Below are 26,628 nucleotides of genomic sequence, written 5' to 3'. Positions count from 1 at the left end.
TAATCGCAGTGATTTGGTCCGTGCAGAGTAAAGATTTCCTGATAAACCCAAAAAGAATTTATTCATTCTTTTTCATATCATTTCGGAATATGGCCATTATCGTGCCATCTCCGCCGGGAAACAGCGTATCGGCGACTAAGCTCATTCCTAAATGGTATTTGTTAGCCTTTTTTTATATCGATTAGCTTTGGCGCAACCCCGAATCGTCAAACCCTATCGAAAAGGCGACGCCATGATGGCCAAACGCGCACTATCTAGTCAATTTGTTACAGTTTGTGTGTCGGCGATGATTAGTTTTTCCGCCCATGCCGCCAACCTCACCGTGGGTTATCAAACCGGTATCGACCCGAGCAAAGTCCCCCAGGCCGACGGCGTCTACGAAAAAACCATCGGCGAGAAAATCGACTGGCGTCGCTTCAACAGTGGCCCGGAAGTTGTGACAGCCATTGCTTCGGGTGACGTGCAGATCGGCAACCTCGGTTCCAGCCCGTTGGCAGCGGCGGCCTCGCGTAATCTGCCAATTGTCGCGTTCATCGTTTCGGCGCAGATCAATGCCGCCGAGGCCTTGGTGGTGCGCAATGGCAGCGGCATCAACACACCCCAGGATCTGGTCGGCAAGACCATCGCCACGCCTTTCGTTTCCACCTCACACTACAGCCTGCTCGGTGCACTCAAGCACTGGGGGCTGGATAGCTCGAAAGTTAAAGTGGTGAACCTGCAACCGGCAGAGATCGCAGCGGCGTGGAAACGTGGCGATATCGATGGCGCGTTTGTCTGGTCGCCGGCGTTGGGGGAAATCCGCAAGACCGGCAAGACCCTGACCGATGCTGCACAGGTCGGTCAGTGGGGCGCGCCGACCTTCGAGGTTTGGGTCGCGCGCAAGGATTTCGCCGAGAAGCATCCAGACGTCGTAGCAAAGTTTGCCAAGGTCACGCTGGATTCATTCGCCGATTACGCGGCGCATAAAGACAGCTGGACAGCTGACTCGGTGCCGGTACAGAAAATCGCCAAACTGACCGGTGCCAATGCCGCCGATGTACCGGAATTGCTGGCAGGTTCAGCGTTCCCGGATGCCAAGGCGCAGCAAACCACCGCGCTGCTGGATGGCGGCACGGCGAAAGCGATTGGCGAGACGGCGAAGTTTTTGAAGGAACAGGGCAAGGTTGAAACGGTGCTGCCGGATTATTCACCCTACGTCAGCGCCAAATTCATCACCGAGTAATTGATCGTTCCCGCGCTCTGCGTGGGAATGCAGCCCGGGACGCTCCGCGTCCCATCAAAAGCCGAACGCGGAGCGTCCGTTGAGGCATTCCCACGCAGAGCGTGGGAACGATCGAATGGACCAACTCGGTTAAAGGGTTTTTTCGAAGATCTTCGAATTGCGCTGAAAGTTGTACAGCGACGCTCGGGCCGCCGGCAGGCGTTCAACGCTGCTCGGTTCGAAACCACGCTCGCGAAACCAGTGCGCGGTGCGCGTGGTGAGGACGAACAAGGTCTTCAAACCCTGCGCCCGTGCGCGGGTTTCGATGCGTTCCAGCAGTTCATCGCCGCGACCGCCATGGCGATACTCCGGATTCACCGCCAGACACGCCAGTTCACCTGCATCGGAATCGGCAATCTGATACAGCGCCGCGCAGGCGATGATCATGCCTTCACGCTCAACCACGCTGAACTGCTCGATCTCGCGCTCCAGCACTTCGCGCGAGCGACGCACCAGAATCCCCTGCTCTTCCAGCGGACTGATCAAGTCGAGCAAGCCGCCGACGTCTTCAATCGCTGCCTCACGCACCAGTTCGAATTGCTCCTGCGCGACCAGCGTACCGCCACCGTCACGGGTGAACAGCTCGGTCAGCAGCGCGCCGTCTTCGGCGTAACTGACGATATGGCTGCGCGCCACACCGCCACGGCAAGCCTCGGCGGCAGCATCGAGCAGTTCCGCCTGATAGTTGCTGCCAAGGCGTTGCAAATGTGCCGGCACCTGTTGCGGGCGCAGTTCACGCACCAATTTGCCGTTTTCGTCGATAAGACCGAGGTCGGCGCCAAACAGCAACAATTTATCTGCACCCAGGTCGATGGCGGCGCGGGTAGCGACGTCTTCGCAGGCGAGGTTGAAGATTTCACCAGTCGGCGAGTAGCCCAGCGGCGACAACAGCACGATCGAACGCTCATCGAGCAGACGGTTGATGCCTTTGCGGTCGACCCGGCGCACTTCGCCGGTGTGGTGATAATCGACACCTTCCAGCACGCCGATCGGCCGCGCGGTAACAAGGTTGCCGCTGGCCACACGCAGACGCGAGCCTTGCATCGGCGACGAAGCCATGTCCATCGACAGCCGCGCTTCGATGGCGATGCGCAATTGGCCGACCGCGTCGATCACACACTCCAGGGTTGCGGCATCGGTGATGCGCATGCCGTGGTGGTAATGCGGGGTCAGGCCACGAGCAGCGAGGCGAGTTTCGATCTGCGGGCGCGAACCGTGCACCAGCACCAGGCGCACGCCGAGGCTGTGCAGCAGGACGATGTCGTGCACGATGTTGCCGAAATTCGGATGCTCGACGCCGTCGCCGGGCAGCATGACAACGAAGGTGCAATCGCGGTGGGCATTGATGTAAGGGGACGCGTGACGAAGCCAATTAACGTATTCGGGCATGAACCTGGGCCTGTAATAAATAGCAGCCTAAAAAGGGGCGAAACGGAAAACGCACAGCGGGCTGATGGTTATCGTCGGAACAGGCTTGGCGACACGCGCGCTCTCCTCATGAATACGGGTTGGGATGCTGGCAATTTACAGCGTTTGGTCAGACAAAACACATACCTCCTGTGGGAGCGAGCCTGCTCGCGAAAGCGGTCTGTCGACATCGAGGTGTCTGAACTGGCGCTTTCGCGAGCAGGCTCGCTCCCACAGGGGTGGATCATCGTTCGTCAGCGGTCAGGCAGTAATGTTCAATCAGTTGCCGTAATAGATGCACGGTAGGCTGCAAACGTGACATTTCAAGGTACTCGCCGGGCTGATGCGCACAGGCAATGTCGCCGGGGCCGAGCACAATGGTTTCGCAGCCAAGGCGCTGAAGATAAGGCGCTTCGGTGCCGAACGCTACTGCTTCGGCGCGATGACCGGTGAGCTTTTCGGCGATGCGCACCAGTTCGGCGTCTTCCGACTGCTCAAACGGTGGCACTTCCGGGAACAACGGTTTGTAATCGATCTTCACCTGATGCCGTTCGGCGACCGGGTTGAGCTTGCGCAGGATCTCTGCGCGCAGGACTTTCGGGTCCATGCCGGGCAGCGGTCGCAGATCAAACTCCAGCGAACACTGACCGCAGATACGGTTGGGATTATCGCCACCATGAATGCAGCCAAAGTTCATCGTCGGCTGCGGCACGCTGAACTGCGGGTTATTGAATTCACGTTGCCACAACAGACGCAGGCCGCGCAGTTCGCCGATGGCATCGTGCATCGCTTCGAGGGCGCTGTGGCCCAGGCGCGGATCCGACGAATGGCCGCTCTGCCCGAGGATGTCGATGCGCTCCATCATGATGCCTTTGTGCATGCGGATCGGCTTGAGCCCGGTCGGCTCGCCGATCACCGCTGCGCGGCCCAATGGACACCCGGCCTCGGCCAGTGCACGGGCGCCGGACATCGAGCTTTCTTCATCGCAGGTGGCGAGGATCAGCAGTGGCTGCTTGAACGGCTGATCGAGCAGCGGCAGCACCGCTTCGATGATCAGCGCGAAGAAACCTTTCATGTCGCAACTGCCCAGCCCGACCCAACGGCCATCGACTTCGGTGAGTTTCAGCGGATCGGTCTGCCACAACGCATCGTCGTACGGCACCGTGTCGCTGTGCCCGGCCAATACCAGCCCGCCAGGACCGCTGCCAAAACTGGCGAGCAGGTTGAATTTGCCGGGGCTGACTTGCTGGATGTCGCAGCTGAAACCCAGATCCCCCAGCCAGCCGGCGAGCAAATCGATCACCGCGAGATTGGATTGGTCGAGGTTTGGTTGGGTACAGCTGACCGACGGCGCGGCGATCAGCGCCGCGAACTGGTCTTGCATGGATGGCAAAGGCATCGCTGACTCCAACTCCCGAATTGAAGTCCATCATAGAACCATCCGGCGCTCGGAATAAACCGTCGCAGGGCGTAGGAAGTTTGAGTCCTGTACACTGCACGGCCTTGGCAGCCACATATTCCCCGGCTGCGCTCCCGATCCTGGATTTTCCGGCCATGCAGAAAGAAACCGAAATCAAACTCCGCGTCAGCCGCGAAACCCTCGCCGCCCTGCGCGAGCACCCGTTACTGAAAAAACGCAACAAAAGTGGCTGGGAACGCCGTGAGTTGATGAACCAGTACTTCGACACCCCCGAGCGCGACCTGGCCCAGGCCAAAGTCGCCCTGCGCCTGCGCAAGGACGGTGACGAAGTGATTCAGACCCTCAAGACCCGTGGCCAGAGCGTCGCCGGTCTGTCCGAGCGTAACGAGTACGACTGGAAGTTGCCGAAAGCCAAGCTTGACGTGAAGAAACTCGACGGCGAATGCTGGCCCGAGTCGCTGGCCGAACTGGACAAGAAAACCCTCAAGCCGATCTTCACCACCGATTTCGTCCGCGAACGCGCCGAAATCGCTTGGGGCCGTGGCAAGAGCAAAGTGGTCATCGAAGCCGCGCTGGATCTTGGTCACGTTGTCGTCGGCAAACAGAAAGAAGAAATCTGCGAGCTGGAACTGGAGCTACGCGAAGGCGAACCTGCCGCGCTGCTGGAACTGGCCGCTGAACTGGCGGAAACCCTGGCGCTGATGCCGTGCGATATCAGCAAGGCTGAGCGCGGTTATCGTCTGTACGACGCCAACAGCTACTCGCTGAGCCTGGCGGCGCCGGAGCTGACTGCGGACACCCAACTCGACGACGCCTTCGCCGCGCTGAGCTGGCACTTGCTCGGCAGCAGCCAGCGTCTGGCTGAACAGTATCGCTTCAACGGCCACTGGCGCCTGTTGCTCGACTGGGTCGAGAACCTCGCCGAAATGCGCGCTCTGCTCAGCAGCCTCGGCCAGGCCGCGCCGCGCCAGTCGACTCACGACTTGCGCGTTGCTCTGGATGCGTTGCTGGAAGACTGGCGCCCGCTGGTGCAGGCCGGTATCGAAGACGAAGACGTGCGCAAAGCCGCACCGGAGCAGTTCCTCGAAGAACTCGAAGACCCGCGCTGGGGCCTGTTCTCGCTAAACACTTCGCGTTGGTTGCTGGCCCGCACCTGGACCGCCGAGCGTAACGTGCGTGGCAATCGTCAGGGCGGCGCGCAGTTGCACAGCTGGTTGCCGCGCCTGTTGGGCGAAGAAGCCACGGCCCTGCAATTGCAGCGCTATCAGCAACAGCCGGAAGATCTGGCTGAGCAATTGCCGCGTATCGAGCGCATTCAGGTCTGGCTGCACCACGCCCGTAACGTGCTGGACATCGCGGAAATGGACCGTCTGTACGGTGAACTGAACAAACTGGCGCAACTGGCCAACGAGCCGACGATCACTGACGAACTGCTCGACGCACGCAAGCAGCAGGCGATTGCGGTTTACCAGAATCGCGCGTGGAAAATGCTCCTGCGCATGTAAAACCGCTTTCGCGAGCAGGCTCGCTCCCACAGGGGATTGCATTCCAATGTGGGAGCGAGCCTGCTCGCGAAGAGGCCAGCAGCCTTGCCTCAAACCGGCAGGCTGGTGGTGGACTTGATTTCCGATAACGCCACAATCGAATTCACCTCCTGTATCCCCGGCACCAGCGACAGCTTCTCGAAGAAGAACCGCTCATACGCCTCAATATCTGCCGCGACGATGCGCAACAGAAAATCCACCGCGCCCATCAGCACATAACACTCCAGCACTTCCGGAAAGCCGCGAATCGCTTCAGTGAACTCAGTGAAGTTCGAACGCCCGTGCGCGTTGAGTTTGATCTCGGCAAAGATCTGCGTATTCAGGCCAATCTTCTTGCGATCGAGCAAAGTCACCTGGCCGCGAATGATCCCCTCCTCCTTCATCCGCTGAATTCGCCGCCAGCACGGCGATTGCGACAGGCCGACCTGCTCGGCGATCTGCGCGCTCGACAGGGAAGCATCCTCCTGCAGCAGGGCGAGAATCTTGCGGTCGTAGCTGTCCAGTTCGCTGTGCATAGAAAAACCTCAATAACCGGATTATGCGAATTGATCTTTTCGATCAGCCGTCATTAACGCCGATCATAGCCAAGAAATACCCCGCGCCGAATGTAAAAATTCCTCCAGAGATTTTGGAGACTCGTCATGCCGCACCTCGAAGCCGTAACCACCGCGCCAACCCGCGCCGATGTCTGGAACGTCAGCAACGCCCATTGCCTCGCGCAGTATCAGATTCTCGCCGAGGCTGAGCCGGACTTGCTGGTGCGGGTGCTCAACCTGTTCGCACTGCAATTCCTCACACCGGAACAGGTCAACGTGCAGCGCATGGATGACTTGATGTCGATCGACATTGTCATGGGCGGTTTCAGTTGGCATCGCGCGCAAGTGATCGCGGAAAAACTTCGTAACCTGATCAGCGTTTGCTCGGTGAACCTGCAAAACGCCGACAGCTTCTGGGATGCACCCGCGCAAGCCGCTGGCTGACAAATCCGGCAACGGCTTCGTCGGGTAGTGGCCCAACGGTCTGCGGGGCCACGACTATCATTTTGCGCACTGTCGCTCAAAAGGAAGCCCGCATGCCCGTTCAACTCGCCACTCAGGACCGCTGGCTGGAACTCAACGAGGTGCTGCGTGAACTGGTCGCCCAAGGCTTTATCGGCCAGGACTCGGCGGAGCAGGCACTGAATGCCCGCCGTCGCCATGCAGCCCACGGCCAGATGCACCCGCTGGAATTCATCGCCAGTCAGCAACTCGATGACCTTAGCCGTCCAGGCAAACACCTCGACCTGGAAAGCCTGACCCTGTGGCTGGCGCAGCAGGCCGGTCAGCCGTATCTGCGCATCGATCCGTTGAAAATCAACGTCGCCGCGATCACGCCGTTGATGTCTTACGCCTTCGCACAACGGCACAAGATTCTCGCCGTAGCGGTCGACCGCGACTCGGTCACCGTGGCCAGTGCCCAGCCTTACGTCACCGGATGGGAAGCCGATCTCACCCACGTATTGAAACTGCCGATCAAGCGGGTGGTTGCCAACCCGGCGGATATCCAGCGCTTCAGCGTCGAGTTCTTCCGCCTGGCCAAATCGGTCAGCGGCGCCAGCAATGGCGATCAGCAGAGCGGTAACCTCGGCAACTTCGAACAACTGCTCAACCTCGGCGCCAGCGATCAGGAGCCGGACGCCAACGACGCGCACATCGTCAACATCGTCGACTGGCTGTTCCAGTACGCCTTCCAGCAGCGTGCCAGCGATATCCACATCGAGCCACGGCGTGAACAAGGCACCGTGCGCTTTCGCATCGACGGCGTGCTGCACAACGTCTATCAATTCCCGCCACAGGTGACCATGGCGATTGTCAGTCGCCTGAAAAGCCTCGGGCGCATGAACGTCGCCGAGAAACGCAAACCCCAGGACGGCCGGGTCAAAACCAAGACCCCGGACGGCGGCGAAGTCGAGCTGCGCCTTTCTACCCTGCCCACCGCGTTCGGCGAAAAAATGGTCATGCGGATTTTCGATCCGGAAGTGCTGCTCAAGGATTTCGATCAACTGGGCTTCAGCGCCGACGACCTGAGGCGTTGGCAAGACATGACCCGCCAGCCCAACGGCATCATTCTGGTCACCGGGCCGACCGGCTCGGGCAAGACCACCACGCTGTACACCACGCTGAAAAAACTGGCGACGCCTGAGGTCAACCTCTGCACCATCGAAGACCCGATCGAAATGGTCGAACCGGCGTTCAACCAGATGCAGGTGCAGCACAACATCGACCTGAGTTTCGCCGCCGGGGTGCGCGCGCTGATGCGGCAAGACCCGGACATCATCATGATCGGCGAGATCCGTGACCTGGAAACCGCTGAAATGGCGATTCAGGCGGCGCTCACCGGGCACTTGGTGCTGTCGACCCTGCACACCAACGACGCCCCCAGCGCGATCAGCCGTCTGCTCGAACTCGGCGTGCCACACTACCTGATCAAAGCCACCGTGCTCGGGGTCATGGCCCAGCGTTTGGTGCGCACCCTGTGTCCGCATTGCAAGGCGCCGCTGACGCTGGAAGACGAAGACTGGCAAACCCTGACCCGCCCTTGGCAAGCGCCACTGCCAGGTAACGCGCAGCGTGCCATCGGTTGCGTGGAATGCCGCGACACCGGTTATCGCGGTCGCGCCGGGGTTTACGAAATCATGCAATTGAGCGACAGCCTCAAAGCCTTCATCACTCCGGATACCGACCTCACCGCCATTCGGCGGCAGGCGTTCAAGGAAGGCATGCGCAGTTTGCGTTTGTCCGGCGCGCAGAAGGTTGCGGCAGGGCTGACGACGGTAGAGGAAGTGCTACGGGTGACGCCGCAGAGCGAGCAGAAATAAGCCGCCACGGAACCGGATCGGGGAAATGGCGATCCAAGGCCCTAGTTAACCCCCAGGAGTCATCTCATCATGCGTCTCAAACTTGCTGTCGCCACTCTGGCCTTGCTGTCCCTTCCCGTTGGTTCGGCCATGGCGGACAGCTTTTGGCGTAACGTCATCTCGTCCGGCGCCACCACCGGTTCGACCTACCTGACCTTCAAGGATCACAAGCTGATCATCGCCGCGCAGGACGATGCCGGCAGTTTCGTTGCCAGTGACGGCGGCATTCGCGGGCCGTATCTGGAAGCAGCGATGCAGAAGGTTCGCGCCGACAATCCGGGCCTGCAGGCGTCGGACATGGAACTGGCGAATGCGATTCTGGCGAAGAACGCCGTGGCTTCCGAGTAAGCCGTTCGCCGAAGTAAAAATGCCGCTCAATCGAGCGGCATTTTTTTGCCCGGATTTCAGATTCACCACAATCCCTCGTAGGAGTGAGCCTGCTCGCGATAGCGGTGTATCAGACAAATTCTCCGGTGACTGATCCACCGCTATCGCGAGCAGGCTCACTCCTGCAGGGGAACTGTGTGGGCCTAAGTATCAGCGGTAGTCGTCCACCGGGACGCAGGCGCAGAACAGGTTGCGATCGCCGTAGACATTGTCGACCCGATTCACCGCCGGCCAATACTTGTGCGCCTTCGTGTGCGCATCCGGGGTAATTCCTTGCTCAATGCTGTACGGCCGCTCCCAGACTCCAGTGACATCCGCCAAGGTATGCGGTGCCCGCTTCAGCGGATTGTCCTCGGCCGGCCAGTTGCCGTTCTGCACTTCGCTGATTTCCGCACGAATGCTCAACATTGCGCCGATAAACCGATCCAGTTCCGCCTTGGATTCACTCTCGGTCGGTTCGACCATCAACGTCCCCGGCACCGGGAATGACATGGTCGGCGCGTGAAAGCCGTAATCCATCAGACGCTTGGCTACGTCTTCCTCACTGATGCCGGTCTGCGCCTTCAACGGTCGCAGGTCGAGAATGCATTCATGAGCCACACGCCCGTTGCGTCCTGTGTACAACACCGGGAACGCGCCGGATAAATGTTGCGCCAGGTAATTCGCCGCCAGGATCGCCACTTCACTGGCGTCCGCCAATTGCGGCCCCATCATGGCGATGTACATCCAGCTGATCGGCAAAATACTTGCGCTGCCCCATGGCGCCGCGCTGACGGCGCCGTTCTGCGCCAGTGGCCCAGCAATCGGCACCACCGGGTGATTGGCGACGAACGGCGCAAGATGCGCGCGAATGCCGATCGGGCCCATACCCGGCCCACCGCCGCCATGAGGAATGCAGAAGGTCTTGTGCAAATTCATGTGCGAGACGTCGGCGCCGATGTCCGCCGGCCGCGCCAGCCCGACCTGCGCATTGAGGTTGGCGCCGTCCATGTACACCTGACCGCCGTGTTTGTGGATAACTTCGCAAATCTCGCTGATGCCCTCCTCGTACACACCGTGAGTCGACGGATAGGTTGCCATCAGGCACGACAACTTATCCCCAGCCTCGGCGGCTTTCGACTTCAAATCTTCCAGATCGACGTTGCCGGCCTCGTCGCACTCGACGATCACCACACGCATGCCGGCCATTTGCGCCGAGGCCGGGTTGGTACCGTGAGCCGAGGACGGAATCAGGCAGATATCCCGCGCGCCCTGCTGCCGGCTCTCGTGATATTTGCGGATCGCCAGCAGCCCGGCGTATTCGCCTTGGGCGCCGGAGTTGGGCTGCATGCAGATTGCATCGAACCCGGTGATTGCGCAGAGCCAGCGCTCCAGTTCTTCGATCATCAAGGTGTAACCAACTGCCTGCTCACGCGGCACGAACGGATGCAGGTTGGCGAATTGCGGCCAGGTGATCGGGATCATTTCGCTGGTGGCGTTGAGCTTCATCGTGCAGGAACCCAGCGGGATCATCGACTGGTTGAGCGCCAGATCCTTGTTCTCCAGTTGTTTGAGATAGCGCAGCATCTCGGTTTCGCTGTGATGGGCGTTGAATACCGGATGGCGCAGATAAGGCGTCTTGCGCTGAAGGTTGTCGGGGATGCCGGAAACCAGTACTTCGGCGTCGAGATCGTCGACGTTCAACCCGTGATCGGCACCGAGCAGTACATCGAACAGTTTCGCCACGGTGCGTTCATCGCAGGTCTCATCGAGACTCAGCCCGACCCGACCACGGCCGAGAATCCTCAGGTTGATCTGTGCAGCCTGGGCGCTCTTGATAATCGCGGTTTGCGCACCGCCGACGTCCAGCGTCAGCGTGTCGAAGAACTGCGTATTGACCCGGCTGATGCCTTTGCGCTCAAGCCCCGCCGCCAGAATGCAAGTCAACCGGTGCACACGCTGGGCGATGCGTTTCAAGCCTTCCGGGCCGTGATAGACCGCGTAGAAACTGGCGATGTTGGCCAGCAATACCTGCGCCGTACAGATGTTCGAATTGGCCTTCTCCCGGCGGATATGTTGTTCGCGGGTTTGCAGGGCCATGCGCAGTGCCACGTTGCCCCGGGCGTCCTTCGACACACCGATGATCCGCCCCGGAATCGCCCGTTTGTATTCCTCACGACTGGCAAAGAACGCTGCGTGCGGCCCGCCATAACCCATCGGCACGCCGAATCGCTGAGACGAGCCGAACACCACATCGGCACCCAGCTCGCCCGGCGGCGTCAGCAACAGCAGACTCAACAAATCCGTAGCGACACAGGCCAGCGCCTGTTGTGCATGCAAGTGATCGATCAGTGGACGCAGATCGCGAACCTCGCCATGGGTGTCGGGATACTGCAGCAGTGCGCCGAACACCTGATGCTGTTTCAGGTTATCCACAGCGTCGATGATCAGCTCGAAGCCGAAGCCTTCGGCGCGGGTCTGCACCACGGAAATGGTTTGCGGGTGGCAGTTCTCATCGACGAAAAACAGATTGCTCTTCGACTTCGCCACACGCTTGGCCAAAGCCATGGCTTCCGCCGCCGCCGTGGCTTCATCGAGCAGCGAGGCGTTGGCCAATTCGAGGCCGGTGAGGTCGATGGTCAACTGCTGGAAATTCAGCAGCGCTTCGAGTCGGCCTTGAGCGATCTCCGGTTGATAGGGCGTGTACGCGGTGTACCAGCCTGGATTTTCCAGCACGTTGCGCAGAATGACGGTCGGCGTGAGGGTGCCGTGGTAACCCATGCCGATCAGACTGGTCCAGACCTGGTTCTGCTCGGCGTAACCGCGCAGTTTGGCCAGCGCGGCCTGTTCATCGAGGGCGGGCGGCAGATCCAGTGCGCGATTGAAGCGAATGCCCGGCGGCACGGTCTGCTCGATCAGTTCGACCCGGCTGCCGAGGCCGAGGCTGTCGAGCATCGCCTGTTGTTCGGCAGCATCGGGGCCGAGGTGACGGCGCAGGAAGGCATCGGGGTCGCGTAACTGGCTCAGGGACGGCAACTGGGACATGACGGGCTCTCTCTTGGCTGGCGCTCAGCGTCAATGCAACACGGTCAAACCAGCATAGCAGCCCACATCGCCACCCATTTTCAGAGCAACCGCTTTCCCCTTGTGGGAGCGAGCCTGCTCGCGAATGCGGTGTGTCAGTCAATTCAAATGTTTCTGACACACCGCATTCGCGAGCAGGCTCACTCCTACAGGGGATTTGTATCGCCCATGAAAAAGCCCCGACGAGTCGGGGCTTTGGGGTGTTGCTTAACACTTACTCGCCGATGGCAGCCTTATAAGCAGCAGCATCCAGCAGCTTGTCCAGCTCAGCCTTGTCGCTTGGCTTGAGCTTGAAGATCCACGCACCGTACGGGTCGGAGTTCAGCAGCTCCGGCGAGCCGCCCAGCTCTTCGTTGATTGCGATGACTTCACCGCTGATCGGCGAATAGATGTCGGAAGCAGCTTTCACCGATTCAACGACGCCAGCCTGATCTTCAGCGGCGAACACCTTGCCCACTTCAGTCAGCTCGACGAACACCACATCGCCCAGCGCTTCCTGCGCGTGATCACTGATGCCCACGGTGACGGTGCCGTCAGCTTCCAGACGTGCCCATTCATGACTTTCGGCAAAACGCAGTTCAGCGGGGATATTGCTCATCTTCGGTGTCCTCGGAATTGGGTCAGCGGTCATGCCCGCCGGAAAAAGGTTAGATCAAAGTTTTGCCATGGCGTACGAAGGTCGGTTTGACCACTCGTACCGGGTACCACTTGCCACGGATTTCCACTTCGGCGCGGTCGGCGGTGGCCATCGGAACACGCGCCAGGGCAATCGATTTGCTTAGCGTAGGAGAGAAACTACCACTGGTGATCTCCCCTTCGCCAACATCGGCGATACGAACCACTTGATGAGCACGCAAAACACCGCGCTCTTCCAGCACCAGGCCGACCAGTTTGTGTGCAACACCGGCGGCTTTTTCCGCTTCCAGCGCGGCGCGGCCGATGAACTGGCGCGTAGTCGGTTCCCAGGCAATGCTCCAGGCCATATTCGACGCCAGTGGCGAAACATCCTGATGAATGTCCTGACCGTAGAGGTTCATTCCGGCTTCAACGCGTAGCGTGTCACGGGCGCCGAGGCCGATCGGGGAAATGCCGGCGCCGACCAGATCGTTGAAGAACCCCGGCGCCTGACTGGCCGGCAGGCAGATTTCCAGACCATCTTCACCGGTATAACCGGTACGGGCGATAAACCAGTCACCGTCGGTGTAGCCTTCGAAGGGTTTGAGGTGCTGGATCAGCGTGGCGCGGGACTGGGTCACCAGTTCGGCAATCTTGTGCCGGGCCTGCGGGCCTTGTATGGCGAGCATCGCCAGCTCGGTGCGCTCCTGCAGTTGCACGTCGTAATCGCCGCGCTGCGCGTTCATCCAGGCCAGATCCTGATCGCGGGTGGAGGCGTTGAACACCAGACGATAAGCGTCATCGAGGCGGTAGACGATCATGTCGTCGACGATGCCGCCGCGCTCATTGAGCATGGTGCTGTACAACGCACGGCCGGGGCGGTGCAGGCGGTCGACGTCATTGGCCAGCAAATGCTGCAGCCAGGCTTTGGCCTGGGGGCCGGTGACATCGATCACGGTCATGTGGGATACATCGAACACCCCGCAATCGCGGCGCACTTCGTGGTGCTCCTCGACCTGCGAGCCGTAATGCAGGGGCATGTCCCAACCGCCAAAATCGACCATCTTCGCGCCGAGGGCGAGATGCAGGTCATACAGAGGCGTACGCTGTCCCATGGGTTTCTCCTTCCGGGCGTGGCGAAGGTGCGGACAGTCGCTGCACAGCGTGAAAGCCTTGTAATAGAAGGCCTTCAGCCAATTTCAGCGAAAAGATCTGTCAGACGAACCGCACCGAATGCCGCGCATTGTAGCCGCATGATTCAGGACTCACTACTAAGTGTTTCGATGGGCGGAGCGGCGAATCAGGCCGATGACCGGTAACAATCCAACCAGAACCAGAGTCAGCGCCGGCAAAGACGCCCGCGCCCATTCGCCTTCGCTGGTCATTTCAAAGATGCGTACGGCCAGCGTATCCCAGCCAAACGGGCGCATCAGCAGGGTCGCGGGCATTTCCTTGAGCACGTCGACGAACACCAGCAACGCCGCGCTCAGCGTGCCGGGCAGCAACAGCGGCAGATACACTTTGAAAAACAGTCGCGGCCCACTGACACCCAGGCTACGTGCCGCTTCGGGCAAAGAGGGCCGTATACGCGCCAGACTACTTTCCAGCGGGCCGTACGCGACCGCCACAAAACGCACCAGATACGCCATCAGCAACGCGGCCAGGCTGCCGAGCAGCAACGGTTTGCCTGCGCCACCGAGCCAACTGGAAAGCGGAATCACCAGTTCACGATCCAGATAACTGAACGCCAGCATGATCGATACCGCCAGCACCGAGCCCGGTAGGGCGTAGCCAAGGTTGGCCAGAGCAACACCAGAGTTGATCGTCTGCGTGGGTGCCAAGCGCCGGGCAAACGTCAGCAGCAAAGCAACGCTGACAGTGATCAACGCCGCCATGCCGCCTAGATAAAGGGTATGCAGGATCAGCCCGGCGTAGCGTTCATCCAGATCGAATCGCCCGCGCTGCCAGAACCAGACAACCAGTTGCAGCACCGGAATAACGAAGGCGCAGGCGAACACCAGGCCGCACCAGCTCATCGCCGCAAAGGCCTTCAGTCCGCGCAGGTGATACAGCGCTTTCACCCGCGGCCGCTCGTTGCTTGCCCGGTTGGCGCCGCGGGCACGACGCTCGCCGTACAGCACCAGCATCACCACCAGCAGCAACAGGCTGGCCAGTTGCGCCGCACTCGACAGGCTGAAGAAGCCGTACCAGGTCTTGTAGATCGCCGTGGTGAAGGTATCGAAGTTGAACACCGACACTGCACCGAAATCTGCCAGGGTTTCCATCAGCGCCAGCGCCACACCCGCGCCAATCGCAGGGCGCGCCATCGGCAATGCCACACGCCAGAACGCTTGCCACGGCGATTGCCCGAGCACCCGCGCCGCTTCCATCAGGCCTTTACCTTGGGCGAGGAACGCGGTGCGCGCCAGCAGGTAAACGTACGGGTAGAAGACCAGCACCAGCACGATAATCACCCCGCCAGTGGAGCGCACCCGTGGCAGGCGCAGACCGGTGCCGAACCATTCCCTGAGCAGTGTCTGCACCGGGCCGGCAAAGTCGAGCAGGCCGACGAAAACGAAGGCCAATACGTACGCGGGGATGGCGAACGGCAGCATCAGCGCCCAGTCGAGCCAGCGCCGCCCGGGGAATTCACAGAGGCTGGTGAGCCAGGCGAGGCTGACGCCGAGCAGCGTTACGCCGACACCGACGCCGACGACCAGCGTCAGGGTATTGCCCAGCAGGCGTGGCATCTGGGTTTGCCACAGGTGCGACCAGATTTGCTGATCGATGGTTTGCCAAGAGAGCAGCAGAACACTCAGGGGCAACAGCACCAGCGCGGCGATGGCGAAGACGATGGGGTACCAGCGGCGTTGGGCGGGGTGGGCCACTTTTGGGTCTCTGGGGGGATTGGGTGTTCTTGGATTGAGTATTTCAGGTTGGGATTTTTGCCCTCACCCTAACCCTCTCCCAAGGGGAGAGGGGACTGACCGCGTAGTTTATGAGAATTACGCCGACCTGAGATATCGAGTCGAACTCAAGTTTCGAAAACAACACAGATCGGCTCCCTCTCCCTCCGGGAGAGGGCTGGGGTGAGGGCAGCGATCTAAAGTGAACAGTGTTATCGGAAAAGCCTCAATTCCAACCCGCCCGATCCATCATCCGGATCGCCTCGGCCTGACGCTTGCCCGCCACTTCCACCGGCAAGGTATCGGCGATGAACTTGCCCCACGCCGCCACTTCTTCCGAAGGTGCCACCGCCGGGTTGGCCGGGAACTCCTGGTTCACGTCAGCAAAAATCTTCTGCGCTTCAGGCGTGGTCATCCACTCGACCAAAGCCTTGGCCGCTTCCGGGTGCGGCGCATGTTTGGTCAGACCGATGCCCGACAGGTTCACGTGCACGCCACGATCGGCCTGATTCGGCCAGAACAGCTTCACCGGCAGCTCCGGCTTCTGCTTGTGCAGGCGACCGTAGTAGTAAGTGTTGACGATGCCGACGTCGCACTGGCCGGCGTTGATCGCCTCGAGCACCGCAACGTCATCGGAGAACACGTCAGTGGACAGGTTGTTGACCCAGCCCTTGAGGATTTTTTCGGTTTTCTCGGCGCCATGGACTTCGATCATGGTCGCGGTCAGCGACTGGTTGTAGACCTTCTTCGCCGTGCGCAGGCACAGGCGCCCTTCCCAGTTCTTGTCAGCCAGTGCTTCGTAGGTGGTCAGCTCGCCCGGTTTCACGCGTTCGGTGGAGTAGGCGATGGTCCGCGCGCGCAGGCTCAGGCCAGTCCAGGCATGGGTGGACGAGCGATATTGCAGCGGGATATTGGCGTCGATTGTCTTCGAGGTGAACGGCTGGAGAATGCCCATCTGCTCGGCTTGCCAGAGGTTGCCGGCATCGACCGTGAGCAACAGGTCGGCAGTGGCGTTTTCACCTTCGGCCTTGATCCGCTGCATCAGCGGCGCTTCCTTGTCGGTGATGAACTTGATCTTCACCCCGGTCTTGGCGGTGTAGGCATCGAACACCGGTTTGATCAGCTCATCGATGCGCGACGAGTAAACCACCACCTCATCAGCGGCCTGGGCCGTTGTGCTGCCGATCAGGGTCAGGGCCAGTGCGGTCAGAAGACGCTTGGGTGCCAACATGGGAGTGGTCTCTCGGTCGGGAATTGTGGGCCAAATGATAAGGACTCACATTTACCACCTCAATCGAACTCTTTTTGAAGGAGTTACCAGATGTTGCACAGTTTGAAAATTGTGGTGCCTGGACGGGCGCCTTCGCGAGCAGGCTCGCTCCCACATTGGAATGCATTTCAACTGTGGGAGCGAGCCTGCTCGCGAAGAGGCCATCAGCAGCAACGAAAAGATCAAGGCTTGGCGAGGGCCGGTAGATCGCCCGTCAAACCAAGGGCCTCACGCACAAACAGCGCCTTCGCCTCCGGCATCTGCTCCACCAGCTTCAACCCGGCATTCCTCAGCCAACGCACCGGCAACGGATCAGCCTGGAACAACCGCTCAAAGCCCTCCATCGCCGCCATCAACGCGAGGTTATGCGGCATGCGCCGACGCTCGTAACGGCTCAGCACTTTCACATCCGCCAAACGCTCACCGCGCTCCGCGGCCTGCAACAGCACTTCCGCCAGCACCGCCGCATCGAGGAAACCCAGGTTCACACCCTGCCCCGCCAACGGGTGAATGGTGTGCGCCGCATCGCCGATCAACGCCAGGCCTTCCGCCACATAACGCTTGGCATGGCGCTGACGCAGCGGCACGCACAGTCGCGGATCGGCACTGATGACTTCGCCGAGACGCCCCTCAAAGGCACGCTCCAGCTCACGGCAGAAAGCCGCCTCATCCAGCGCCATCAATCGCTCGGCCTCGCTCGGCGTGGTCGACCAGACGATCGAACACCAATCCTGCTGCCCGTCACGTTCCAGCGGCAGAAACGCCAGCGGCCCGTGATCGGTAAAGCGCTGCCACGCAGTCATCTGATGCGGTTTGCTGCTGCGCACGCTGGTAACGATGGCGTGATGCAGGTAATCCCACTCACGCGTCGCCACACCAGTGAGACGGCGAACAGCTGAGTTGGCGCCGTCAGCGGCAATCACCAGCGGCGCGCGCAACTGCCGACCGTCAGCCAGCGTCAGCAGCCAGTCATCACCCGAGCGACGCATCTGTTCCAGCCGCGCATTGGCCAGCATGCCCAGATCGCAATCGTGCAAACGGTCGAGCAAGGCGTCCTGCACCACACGGTTTTCGACGATATGACCCAGCACCTCGGCGTGCACACTGCTGGCCGAGAAATGAATCTGCCCGGTGCCGCTGCCGTCCCAAACGTGCATGTCGGTGTACGGGGTGCTACGGCGTTTGGCGATGCCGTCCCAGACGCCGAGGCGTTCAAGAATCCGCTGGCTGGCCGCCGATAACGCGCTCACCCGCGGTTCAAACGCCGCGCCGGCATCGAACGGTTTGACGCTCAGCGGGCTGCCGTCGAGCAGCAGGACTTCGAGTCCGCTGTCCTGCAACGCCAACGCCAAAGCGCTGCCGACCATTCCGGCTCCGACAATCAGCAGATCTGCGCGCATTTCCATGCTTTAAGCCTGTCTCGCTTGCGGCTTGAGCCGCACGTAAAGGGTTTTACCGACCCGCGCCACCAGATTGCCGGCGCCGTCATGAATGTCGACCTGCAACTGCGGCAGGTATTTCCCGCCATCGGCGGTCTGCCGGCGAATCTCGGCGAGCAAGGTCTCGTCGATAGTGAAGCGGGCGAACACCGGGCCTTTACCCGGCGCAATGAAATCGATATCAGCCGCCTTGTCCCAGACGATGTAACGCGAACCGAGGTTTTCCATGAGCATCAGCATGAAAAACGGATCGACCATTGAATACAGGCTGCCGCCGAACTGGGTACCGACGTAGTTGCGGTTGTACCAGCCCAGCCCCATCGACACCTGCACGTCGCGAAAGTCATCGCTGATGTGCCGAACCCGAACACCGGCGCCAAGGTACGGCGGGTAGAACGTCATGACCCAGCGCATCAACCGCGCCTTGCCGAATTTAGCGGTCAACCACTTAAGCATCCGGTCGCGTTCCCAAACCCATGGCCTGACGCGCAAACCAGCGCTTGGCCGGCGGCAACAGATCGAGACCGAGCAAACCGATGTTGCGGCCCAGCGAAACCAGCGGCTGGGTGCTGCCGAACAGGCGCGTGACCTGATCGGAGAAGCCGACGGTGAGATCCTGATCGAGACGCTGACGCTCGCGATACGCCTGCAACGTGGCGAAGTCGCCCAGCGGTTTGTCGCTGGCGAGCAGCGCGGCAGCGAGGGCATCGGCATCACGCAGGGACAGGTTGAAACCCTGCCCGGCAATCGGGTGCAAACTGTGCGCAGCATTGCCGAGTACGGCCAGATGCGAGCGCACCTGCTCTTCGGCCTCGACCAGCGTCAGCGGATATAAATGCCGCGCGCCGACCTGTTTCAGCGTGCCGAGGCGGTAACCGAATACGCCCTGCAATTCGCTGAGGAAGTCGCGCTCGCTCAAGTCAGCCAGACGCTGCGCGTCCATGCCCAGACGGGTCCAGACCAGTGCGCAGCGGTTGTCCGGCAGCGGCAGCAGCGCCATCGGCCCTTCGTCAGTGAAGCGCTCGAAGGCCATGCCGTTGTGCGCTTCGCTCGGGGTGATGTTGGCGATCAGCGCGCTCTGGTTATACGGACGCTTACGCACATTGATGCCCAACTGTTCGCGCAGCCCGGAGCGACCGCCATCAGCGAGCACCGCGAGATCGCATTCAAGGGTGGTTTCATCGTTGAGGGTCAGGCGATAACCGTCGGGCAGCGGTTCCATGCGCGTGACTTCCGCCGGGCAACGCCAGCTGATCACGTCTTTATCGATGTGCTGCCACAGGCACTGGCCGAGCCAGGCGTTTTCCACCACATAACCGAGCGCCGGCACACCCTCTTCCATCGCAGACAAACGCGCGGTAGAGAAGCGACCACGGTCGGAGACGTGAATCTGTTTGATCGGCTCGGCGCGGCGGGAGATTTCCTGCCACACGCCCAGACGTTGATAAATCTGTCGCGAACCGAAGGACAGCGCCGACGAACGTGCGTCATAGCTCGGCTGCCAGCTGTCGCCGGGAGCGAACGGCTCGATCAGCACAATTTTCCAGCCACGTGCCTTGGCCCCGGCCTGCAAGGCCAACGCCAGACTGGCGCCGACCAGACCGCCACCGATGATTGCCAGATTGACTCGACTCATGCCGCGTGTGTCCTTGCTTGCGCCATCAGCGCTTCGATGTCGGCGACGGTTTTCGGTACGCCGGTGGTGAGGATTTCACAGCCCGTTTTGGTCACGACCACGTCGTCCTCGATACGCACGCCAATGCCGCGCCATTTCTTCGCGACGTTCTGATTGTCCGGGGCGATGTAGATGCCCGGCTCCACGGTGAGTGCCATGCCGACCTCGAGCACACGCCATTCGCCGCCGACCTTGTACTCGCCGACGTCGTGTACATCCATGCCCAGCCAGTGACCGGCGCGGTGCATGTAAAAGGCTTTATAGGCTTCGCTGGCGATTAACTCGTCGACCTCGCCTTGCAACAATCCGAGCTTCACCAGCCCCGTGGTGATCACTCGCACTGTGGCTTCATGCGCCTGATTCCAGTGCTTGTTCGGGGCGATTTCGGCGAACGCGGCTTCCTGCGAGGCCAGCACCAACTCGTAGATCGCTTTCTGCTCGGGCGAAAACTTGCCGTTGACCGGCCAGGTGCGGGTGATGTCGCTGGCGTAGCAGTCGATTTCGCAACCGGCGTCGATCAAGACCAGGTCGCCATCCTTGAGCAGCGCGTCATTCTGCTGGTAATGCAGGATGCAGCTGTTGCGCCCGGCGGCGACGATCGAGCCGTAGGCCGGCATCTTCGCCCCGCCCTTGCGGAATTCGTAATCGAGTTCGGCTTCGAGGCTGTACTCGTAGAGCCCGGCCCGACTGGCCTGCATCGCCCGAATATGCGCTTGCGCCGAGATCCGTGCGGCTTCGCGCATCACCTTCACTTCTGCCGCCGATTTATACAGACGCATGTCGTGCAGCAGATGATCCAGGGCAACGAATTCGTTCGGCGGCTGGGCGCCAAGGTGCGCTTTGGAGCGGATCACGTTGATCCAGTCCATCAGGTGGCGATCGAATTCGGGGTTGCTGCCCATCGCCGAATACACCCGGTCGCGGCCTTCGATCAGGCCCGGGAGGATGTCGTCGATGTCGGTAATCGGGAAAGCGTCGTCGGCACCGAAGTCGCGGATCGCGCCTTCCTGCCCCGCGCGCAGACCGTCCCACAACTCGCGTTCGGCATTGCGCTCACGGCAGAACAGCACGTACTCGCCATGTTCGCGGCCGGGCATCAGGACGATGACGGCTTGCGGCTCGGGAAACCCGCTGAGGTACTGGAAATCACTGTCCTGACGGTAGACGTGCTCGACGTCGCGGTTGCGAATAGCGACCGCGGCGGCCGGCAGGATCGCGATGCTGTTGGGTTCCATCTGCGCCATCAGGGCCTTGCGGCGACGGCTGTATTCCGCTTTCGGGATATGGGTCATGGGCAGATGGCTTTCCCTGGCACGCGATTAATGCAGCGACGGCTTGGCGGCTGGCGGCACGTCGGTTTTCTTGGTTTCCGAGAACAGCAGCAACGGCGCGACGCGCAGGTACTCCATGACTTCCATATAGTCGGTTTCGCCGTCTTCGGATTCTTCGAGGGCGTCCTGCACTTGGGAAATGGCGGCCAGATCCTGCAGCACTTCGGTGGCTTCAGTGCTGAGCATGCTGCTGTCGCGGCAGTTCAGGCCGAAACCGCTGAGGAAGCCCTGGCACCATTCGCCCAGTGCAGCGGCGCGGTCGGCCAGCGGTGCGTCATCGGTCGGCAGCAACAGAACAACGGTGACGTCGTCGCCGGTCAGCTCGCCTTTGACCATCTCTTGCAAGCCGATCAAGGCGTTGCGGACGTTGTCCTGAATGTCGCCTTCGAGCAGTTCGGCGGCGTCGATCAGCCAGCCTTCGTTATCGAAGCCGGCACCGGCGCAGCTGCGTCCGAGCAGCACGCCATGCAGTTCGGCAGGCGAGACGTTGTGGCCGCTGGCAGTCAGCAGGGTGGCAAAGGCTTGGTACGGGGAATTCGCAATGGTCATGGGCAGCTAGGCGCCAGACGGCGCTATGTCTAGAATGAAGGCCTTGTATCCTACATCGACAGACTCGCCAAGACTATTAAAGGCTGTCCGCCAGCTAACCCATCAGACAGTGAAACCAATGGAAGACAACGACCTGCAAGCGCTGATGGCCAGACTCGAACTGCTGATTGGCCGAGTCGAGCAACTAAAGAGTCAAAATGCACTCTTACTAGCTCAGGAAAAGACCTGGCGCGAGGAACGCGCTCACCTCATTGAAAAAAACGAAATCGCCCGGCGTAAGGTCGAATCGATGATTTCGCGCCTCAAGGCCCTGGAGCAAGACTCATGAGTTCAAGCAATAGCGTCACCGTGCAGATCCTCGATAAAGAGTATTCGATCATCTGCCCGCAGGAAGAACGCAGCAATCTGGTCAGCGCCGCCCGTTATCTGGATGGCAAAATGCGCGAAATCCGCAGCAGCGGCAAAGTCATCGGCGCCGATCGCATTGCCGTGATGGCCGCGCTTAACATCACCCATGACCTCTTGCACAAAGAAGAGCGCCCGGATATCCAGGCCAGCGGTTCGACCCGTGAACAGGTGCGCGACTTGCTCGATCGTGTCGATCTGGTGCTTGCCGACGATCAGAACACCACCAAGGGCTGATTCGACTGGCCGCTTGCGGTATACTCGCGGCACTCCCTGGGGTGCTTGCCAGTTGACGATGTCCCTGAGCCGATTCGCACTACCCTGGAAGTTGCACGTTGGGCTGGTGTGCATGTCCGCCAGACGGAAAGCCTTAAAGTCTACTGCATCTTCCACCTTGAACTTTCGGGTTCAAGGGCTAAGTTGACAGCGGTTCATCCGGGGAGCCTGATTCGAATCCGATGTCGGTGAATGCCGACATCGGATTTTTTATGCGTACGTTTTCGTCCAACCTGCCGAAGCCGAACCATGACCGAACCCGCGCTGCTACCCCGCCCGCAACTTCGTCGCCTGCTGCGCAAGGCGCGCCGCGCGCTCACGCCGGGCGAGCAACGCCAGGCAGCCAAAGGCCTGTTCCGGCAGTTGGCCCAAGACCCGCACTTTCGTCGGGCGAAACACATTTCCCTGTACCTGCCCACCGACGGTGAAATCGATCCGCGCCTGCTGCTGCGTGAAGCCCAGCGCCGAGGCAAAGCCACGTACCTGCCAGTGCTCAGTGCCTGGCCGCGAACCAAAATGGTCTTCCAGCGCATTCGCCCCGGCGAGAAGCTCAAAGCCAATCGCTTTCGCATTCTTGAGCCGCGGGCCAATCTGGCTCGGCAACGCAAGGTCTGGGCGCTGGATCTGGTGTTGTTACCGCTGGTGGGTTTTGATGACGTCGGCGGACGCTTGGGAATGGGCGGCGGTTTTTACGATCGCAGCCTCGCGTATCTGGCCCGGCGCCAGAACTGGCGCAAGCCGACGCTCTTAGGGCTGGCTCATGAATGTCAGAAGGTCGAACGCTTGGCGCAAGCAAGCTGGGATGTACCGTTGCAAGGCACGGTCACCGATAAAGCGTGGTATTTCGCGGGATAGGACGCCGCACAGAACAGCGGCGTCGAGAAAGCAGTTTCAGCGCTTGAAAGCGGTCGACTGTTGAACCTGTTGCGCGACTTCAATCGGCGCATCGGCCTTGTTCGACCACAGGCTCTGCGCGTAACCGGTGGTCACGACACCCAAGCCAAACAAAATTACCAAAGTCCATAGTAAATCCGGTTTGCGTTTCATCGATTGCCCCCCTCAAGGCACATCATCACGATGACAGCAGCGGTTTCCGTTTGTAGGCCGTGCAGCAGCGTCAAGCTTTAAAGGCCGGCATTTTGCGACAACGTGAACCTGCGCGCAAACGCTGACGTCAACCGACCGTCGGTTTGTCATAAAATTGCCCGACAACCTGCCCAATGACCGTTTCAGGAGCAAAAACCATGGCCTATTGGCTGATGAAGTCCGAGCCCGAAGAACTTTCGATCAAAGGCCTGGAAAAACTCGGCAATGCGCGCTGGGATGGGGTTCGCAACTATCAGGCGCGTAATTTTCTGCGCGCGATGGCAGTGGGCGATGAGTTCTTTTTCTACCATTCCAGCTGCCCGGAGCCGGGAATTGCCGGGATTGGCAAAATAATCGAAGCGGCGTACCCGGATCCCACCGCACTGGAACCGGAGAGTCATTACTTCGATCCCAAGGCCACGCCGGAGAAAAATGCCTGGAGTGCGATTGACGTTGAACACGTCGAGACGTTTGCGCGGGTGTTGAAGCTGGATTATCTGAAACAGCAGACGGCGCTGGCGGAGATGCCGTTGGTGCAGAAGGGTTCGCGGTTGTCGGTGATGCCAGTGACGGCGGAGCAATGGGCGGCGGTGATTGCGCTGAAACCCTGATTCATTGGCGCCTGATAAATCGCTTTCGCGAGCAGGCTCGCTCCCACAGGGTTACTCGGTGAATGCAAAAATGTGCATCACTACAAATCCACTGTGGGAGCGAGCCTGCTCGCGAAGAGGCCCGCCCGGACAACAAATGACTTACTGAATGATCAGGTTGTTGAACAACAGATCTTCAACCACCGGCTTGCCGGTCTCGTCATTCATCACTTGCTGGGTCTGTTTCAACGCTTCCTGACGCAGCTTCTCTTTACCCTCGATGCTGCCCATCGCATCGGTGGTCTGCTGAGTGAACAGCGCTACCAACTGATTGCGGATCAAAGGCTCGTTGGCCTTGACCAGTTTGCTCGCCTCTTCACCGGTCACGCGCAATGCCACATCGGCCTTGTATACCTTGAGCTTTGGCGTGCCGTCCAGCCCGTAGTTGCCCACGAACGGCGGGCTCAGGGTGATGTAGCTTACCTTCGGCGCCTCGCCTTCTTTGGCTTCTTCGGCCAGCGCTGCCACAGGCAGAGACAGGGCCAGCAACAACATGATCCACGCTTTCACAATTCGCTCCTTATCCGGTTTGCGGCCTAGCATAACGACCCGCCGCGCAAGCACAAGCTTATGGCTGACTATCAGGGCCGGGCATGCTCGTTGACCCGTTGACTGACACACCTACACTTATCGGCCATCACTCCCAAAGGAATAGCCCTGATGAAAGCCGTGCTGTGCAAAGCCTTCGGCCCTGCCGAATCGCTGGTGCTGGAAGACGTCGCCAGTCCTGTCGTGAAGAAGAACGAAATCCTGCTGGACGTGCACGCCGCCGGGGTCAACTTCCCGGACACGCTGATTATCGAGGGCAAGTACCAATTCAAGCCGCCCTTTCCGTTTTCACCGGGTGGCGAAGCGGCCGGCGTGGTCACGGAGGTCGGGGAAAAGGTCAGTCATCTGAAGGTCGGTGACCGGGTCATGGCTCTGACCGGCTGGGGCAGTTTTGCCGAACAGGTCGCGGTGCCGGGCTATAACGTGCTGCCGATTCCACCGTCGATGGATTTCAACATCGCTGCTGCCTTCAGCATGACCTACGGCACCTCGATGCACGCGCTCAAGCAGCGCGCCAATCTGAAAGCAGGCGAAACCCTGCTGGTGCTTGGCGCATCCGGTGGCGTCGGCCTGGCGGCGGTGGAAATCGGCAAAGCCATGGGCGCCCGCGTCATCGCTGCCGCCAGCAGCGCGGAGAAACTGGCAGTGGCCAAAGCTGCCGGCGCCGATGAGTTGATCAATTACGGCGAAACCAGCCTCAAGGACGAAATCAAACGCCTCACCGACGGCCAGGGTGCCGATGTGATTTACGACCCGGTCGGCGGCGATCTCTTCGATCAAGCCATCCGCGCCATCGCCTGGAATGGTCGTCTGCTGGTGGTCGGCTTCGCCAGCGGGCGCATCCCGGAGTTGCCAGTCAACCTCGCCCTGCTCAAAGGCGCGGCGGTGCTCGGCGTGTTCTGGGGCTCCTTCGCCCAACGCCAGCCGCAGGACAACGCGGCGAACTTCCAGCAGTTGTTCGCCTGGTTTGCCGAGGGCAAGTTGAAACCGTTGGTGTCGCAGGTCTATCCGCTGAGCAATGCGGCGCAGGCAATCAATGATCTTGGCCAGCGCAAGGCGGTGGGCAAGGTGGTGGTGCAGGTGCGCTGAGTGACCTTTCGATAAAGGCCAGAATCTCCGGTTCGGTCGTTCTGGCCTTTGTTATCAAAGCAACTCACGAATCTCCTCCGGCAACAGGCTCATGAATTTGCGCGTAGGGCTGTCTCGACAAGCCCTGACGATCTTCTCAACCTGCCGGTTCATCTTGGCAATCATTGCCAGACGTTGTGCGTCCGGTAACTGGGTTTTATGGAAGACGTTCGTAAGATAGGCGCGGGTTTGTGCGAACGCCGCCGAATCGATCCATGAATACTCGGCAATGTTGGCGAGATTCTCGTTAACCGTTCGGCATCGCAAGACTTTCAGTTGCTGATTGACATGAATGGGCTGATCCAGATCGAGCCGAAAGGCTATCGGCGCGACGACTTCCTGCTTTTCGGGTTTGCCCTCCTCAACGTCCCAAGGTTCGAAACGCCACTGCGCCAGCGCGACTCTGACCGCCTCGGCCAGATCGGGGTGATCGCTGTTCAGAATGCTGATCTCGCTGACCGAGCCGTCCGCCCTGGCGATGAAACGGGCCTTCACCTCACCCGTAATCCCTGCCCTGGACAGCGCTTGAGGATAAACCGGTCTGGGGTTGTCTTCAGGAATCAAAAGCACCTCTCCCGGCGCAACACCGCCGACGACCAACAAAAACAACGCCACAATCCACCGCATACCCCACCCCTAGCGCTCGAATGCCAATCCCGGCAACAACACAAAGGTTACGGAGCGATGACGCTTAACTGAATGGCGCAACTTCTGCTTTGGGTGCAGGACATTTCCCAAGACAACACGGTAAATCGGGCGAAAGCGCCACGC

At 60.3% G+C, this 26,628-nt stretch carries 26 protein-coding genes and 1 other RNA gene; 11 read left to right on the top strand and 16 right to left on the bottom strand.

The window, feature by feature from the left end; genetic code table 11:
* The first annotated feature begins 286 nt into the window (after positions 1-286).
* Positions 287-1,222, top strand: coding sequence for a taurine ABC transporter substrate-binding protein (tauA, locus tag ACOYXJ_RS10895; protein ID WP_460369407.1), 936 nt, complete (start codon positions 287-289; stop codon positions 1,220-1,222).
* Between the two features lie 129 nt (positions 1,223-1,351).
* Here the strand turns inward: tauA and argA are convergent, their stop codons facing one another.
* Positions 1,352-2,650, bottom strand: coding sequence for an amino-acid N-acetyltransferase (argA, locus tag ACOYXJ_RS10890; RefSeq protein WP_007913824.1), 1,299 nt, complete (start codon positions 2,648-2,650; stop codon positions 1,352-1,354).
* A gap of 262 nt (positions 2,651-2,912) precedes the next feature.
* Complete coding sequence (gene argE, locus ACOYXJ_RS10885; protein WP_460369405.1) at positions 2,913-4,067, bottom strand: acetylornithine deacetylase; 1,155 nt, start codon at positions 4,065-4,067, stop codon at positions 2,913-2,915.
* A 155-nt stretch (positions 4,068-4,222) separates the two neighbouring features.
* Here argE and ACOYXJ_RS10880 point away from each other — a divergent pair, with 155 nt between their 5' ends.
* Positions 4,223-5,593, top strand: coding sequence for a CYTH domain-containing protein (locus ACOYXJ_RS10880; RefSeq protein ID WP_460369403.1), 1,371 nt, complete (start codon positions 4,223-4,225; stop codon positions 5,591-5,593).
* Positions 5,594-5,682: 89 nt separating this feature from the next.
* Here the strand turns inward: ACOYXJ_RS10880 and ACOYXJ_RS10875 are convergent, their stop codons facing one another.
* Positions 5,683-6,147 (bottom strand): Lrp/AsnC family transcriptional regulator, encoded by a 465-nt coding sequence (locus ACOYXJ_RS10875; protein WP_016983809.1) that lies wholly within the window; start codon positions 6,145-6,147, stop codon positions 5,683-5,685.
* A gap of 126 nt (positions 6,148-6,273) precedes the next feature.
* Between ACOYXJ_RS10875 and ACOYXJ_RS10870 the strand changes: the two genes are divergently transcribed.
* From ACOYXJ_RS10870 to ACOYXJ_RS10860, 3 genes are all read left to right on the top strand, one after another.
* A complete protein-coding gene (locus tag ACOYXJ_RS10870) occupies positions 6,274-6,612 on the top strand; it encodes a hypothetical protein (RefSeq protein ID WP_150793162.1) in 339 nt (112 codons plus the stop codon).
* Positions 6,613-6,704: 92 nt separating this feature from the next.
* Positions 6,705-8,489, top strand: coding sequence for a GspE/PulE family protein (locus ACOYXJ_RS10865; RefSeq protein WP_150793161.1), 1,785 nt, complete (start codon positions 6,705-6,707; stop codon positions 8,487-8,489).
* Between the two features lie 66 nt (positions 8,490-8,555).
* Positions 8,556-8,876 carry a DUF2388 domain-containing protein gene (locus tag ACOYXJ_RS10860; protein WP_174245147.1) on the top strand — a complete coding sequence of 107 codons (321 nt, stop codon included), beginning with the start codon at positions 8,556-8,558 and terminating at the stop codon, positions 8,874-8,876.
* A gap of 189 nt (positions 8,877-9,065) precedes the next feature.
* On the opposite strand, the gene gcvP is transcribed toward ACOYXJ_RS10860, so the two are convergent.
* The 10 genes from gcvP to ACOYXJ_RS10810 all read right to left on the bottom strand — a co-directional run bounded on the left by gcvP (position 9,066) and on the right by ACOYXJ_RS10810 (position 21,763).
* A complete protein-coding gene (gcvP, locus tag ACOYXJ_RS10855) occupies positions 9,066-11,939 on the bottom strand; it encodes an aminomethyl-transferring glycine dehydrogenase (protein ID WP_460369399.1) in 2,874 nt (957 codons plus the stop codon).
* Positions 11,940-12,192: 253 nt separating this feature from the next.
* Positions 12,193-12,576, bottom strand: a complete 384-nt coding sequence (gene gcvH, locus ACOYXJ_RS10850) for a glycine cleavage system protein GcvH (protein ID WP_122596654.1) — start codon at positions 12,574-12,576, stop codon at positions 12,193-12,195.
* A gap of 49 nt (positions 12,577-12,625) precedes the next feature.
* Positions 12,626-13,708: a glycine cleavage system aminomethyltransferase GcvT gene (gene gcvT, locus ACOYXJ_RS10845; protein ID WP_460369397.1), complete on the bottom strand. Its 1,083-nt coding sequence runs from the start codon at positions 13,706-13,708 to the stop codon at positions 12,626-12,628.
* Positions 13,709-13,864: 156 nt separating this feature from the next.
* Positions 13,865-15,481: an ABC transporter permease gene (locus ACOYXJ_RS10840; RefSeq protein WP_460369395.1), complete on the bottom strand. Its 1,617-nt coding sequence runs from the start codon at positions 15,479-15,481 to the stop codon at positions 13,865-13,867.
* A gap of 244 nt (positions 15,482-15,725) precedes the next feature.
* Positions 15,726-16,730 carry an extracellular solute-binding protein gene (locus ACOYXJ_RS10835; RefSeq protein WP_016772637.1) on the bottom strand — a complete coding sequence of 335 codons (1,005 nt, stop codon included), beginning with the start codon at positions 16,728-16,730 and terminating at the stop codon, positions 15,726-15,728.
* A 221-nt stretch (positions 16,731-16,951) separates the two neighbouring features.
* Positions 16,952-18,169: a 2-octaprenyl-3-methyl-6-methoxy-1,4-benzoquinol hydroxylase gene (locus ACOYXJ_RS10830; RefSeq protein WP_460373122.1), complete on the bottom strand. Its 1,218-nt coding sequence runs from the start codon at positions 18,167-18,169 to the stop codon at positions 16,952-16,954.
* Between the two features lie 9 nt (positions 18,170-18,178).
* Complete coding sequence (locus ACOYXJ_RS10825; protein WP_150793745.1) at positions 18,179-18,664, bottom strand: DUF4442 domain-containing protein; 486 nt, start codon at positions 18,662-18,664, stop codon at positions 18,179-18,181.
* Positions 18,657-19,844, bottom strand: a complete 1,188-nt coding sequence (ubiH, locus tag ACOYXJ_RS10820; RefSeq protein WP_123454486.1) for a 2-octaprenyl-6-methoxyphenyl hydroxylase — start codon at positions 19,842-19,844, stop codon at positions 18,657-18,659. Before ubiH ends, ACOYXJ_RS10825 begins: the two co-directional genes overlap by 8 nt.
* On the bottom strand, positions 19,841-21,175 hold the full coding sequence (pepP, locus tag ACOYXJ_RS10815; RefSeq protein ID WP_102901403.1) for a Xaa-Pro aminopeptidase: 1,335 nt from the start codon (positions 21,173-21,175) through the stop codon (positions 19,841-19,843). The genes ubiH and pepP overlap by 4 nt, the downstream gene beginning before the upstream one ends.
* A gap of 27 nt (positions 21,176-21,202) precedes the next feature.
* Entirely contained in the window at positions 21,203-21,763 is a 561-nt protein-coding gene (locus tag ACOYXJ_RS10810) for a YecA/YgfB family protein (RefSeq protein WP_460369391.1), read from the bottom strand.
* Positions 21,764-21,881: 118 nt separating this feature from the next.
* On the opposite strand from ACOYXJ_RS10810, the gene ACOYXJ_RS10805 reads away from it, so the two are divergent.
* From ACOYXJ_RS10805 to ACOYXJ_RS10790, 4 genes are all read left to right on the top strand, one after another.
* Positions 21,882-22,091 (top strand): TIGR02449 family protein, encoded by a 210-nt coding sequence (locus ACOYXJ_RS10805; RefSeq protein ID WP_016985919.1) that lies wholly within the window; start codon positions 21,882-21,884, stop codon positions 22,089-22,091.
* Positions 22,088-22,405 carry a cell division protein ZapA gene (locus ACOYXJ_RS10800; protein ID WP_034151990.1) on the top strand — a complete coding sequence of 106 codons (318 nt, stop codon included), beginning with the start codon at positions 22,088-22,090 and terminating at the stop codon, positions 22,403-22,405. Before ACOYXJ_RS10805 ends, ACOYXJ_RS10800 begins: the two co-directional genes overlap by 4 nt.
* Before the next feature lie 30 nt (positions 22,406-22,435).
* A non-coding RNA gene (gene ssrS, locus ACOYXJ_RS10795) (6S RNA) lies at positions 22,436-22,614 on the top strand.
* 79 nt (positions 22,615-22,693) lie between these two features.
* Positions 22,694-23,299, top strand: coding sequence for a 5-formyltetrahydrofolate cyclo-ligase (locus ACOYXJ_RS10790; protein WP_016985918.1), 606 nt, complete (start codon positions 22,694-22,696; stop codon positions 23,297-23,299).
* Positions 23,300-23,335: 36 nt separating this feature from the next.
* Here the strand turns inward: ACOYXJ_RS10790 and ACOYXJ_RS10785 are convergent, their stop codons facing one another.
* On the bottom strand, positions 23,336-23,491 hold the full coding sequence (locus ACOYXJ_RS10785) for a hypothetical protein (RefSeq protein ID WP_016985917.1): 156 nt from the start codon (positions 23,489-23,491) through the stop codon (positions 23,336-23,338).
* 197 nt (positions 23,492-23,688) lie between these two features.
* Here ACOYXJ_RS10785 and ACOYXJ_RS10780 point away from each other — a divergent pair, with 197 nt between their 5' ends.
* The gene (locus ACOYXJ_RS10780) at positions 23,689-24,141 is read left to right on the top strand and encodes an EVE domain-containing protein (RefSeq protein ID WP_150706313.1); all 453 of its coding nucleotides are present in this window, start codon (positions 23,689-23,691) and stop codon (positions 24,139-24,141) included.
* A gap of 141 nt (positions 24,142-24,282) precedes the next feature.
* Here the strand turns inward: ACOYXJ_RS10780 and ACOYXJ_RS10775 are convergent, their stop codons facing one another.
* Positions 24,283-24,690 (bottom strand): flagellar basal body-associated protein FliL, encoded by a 408-nt coding sequence (locus ACOYXJ_RS10775; protein ID WP_191626866.1) that lies wholly within the window; start codon positions 24,688-24,690, stop codon positions 24,283-24,285.
* Positions 24,691-24,840: 150 nt separating this feature from the next.
* On the opposite strand from ACOYXJ_RS10775, the gene ACOYXJ_RS10770 reads away from it, so the two are divergent.
* Positions 24,841-25,818 (top strand): NADPH:quinone oxidoreductase family protein, encoded by a 978-nt coding sequence (locus ACOYXJ_RS10770; RefSeq protein WP_150793749.1) that lies wholly within the window; start codon positions 24,841-24,843, stop codon positions 25,816-25,818.
* A 54-nt stretch (positions 25,819-25,872) separates the two neighbouring features.
* Here ACOYXJ_RS10770 and ACOYXJ_RS10765 read toward each other — a convergent pair whose 3' ends face one another.
* The gene (locus tag ACOYXJ_RS10765; RefSeq protein ID WP_460369386.1) at positions 25,873-26,484 is read right to left on the bottom strand and encodes an energy transducer TonB; all 612 of its coding nucleotides are present in this window, start codon (positions 26,482-26,484) and stop codon (positions 25,873-25,875) included.
* Positions 26,485-26,628: the final 144 nt, after the last annotated feature.

Source organism: Pseudomonas sp. Tul2A7 (genome assembly GCF_054790505.1).
Note: the sequence above shows the minus strand (reverse complement) of the source record. Positions and strands in the feature narration are given on the sequence as shown.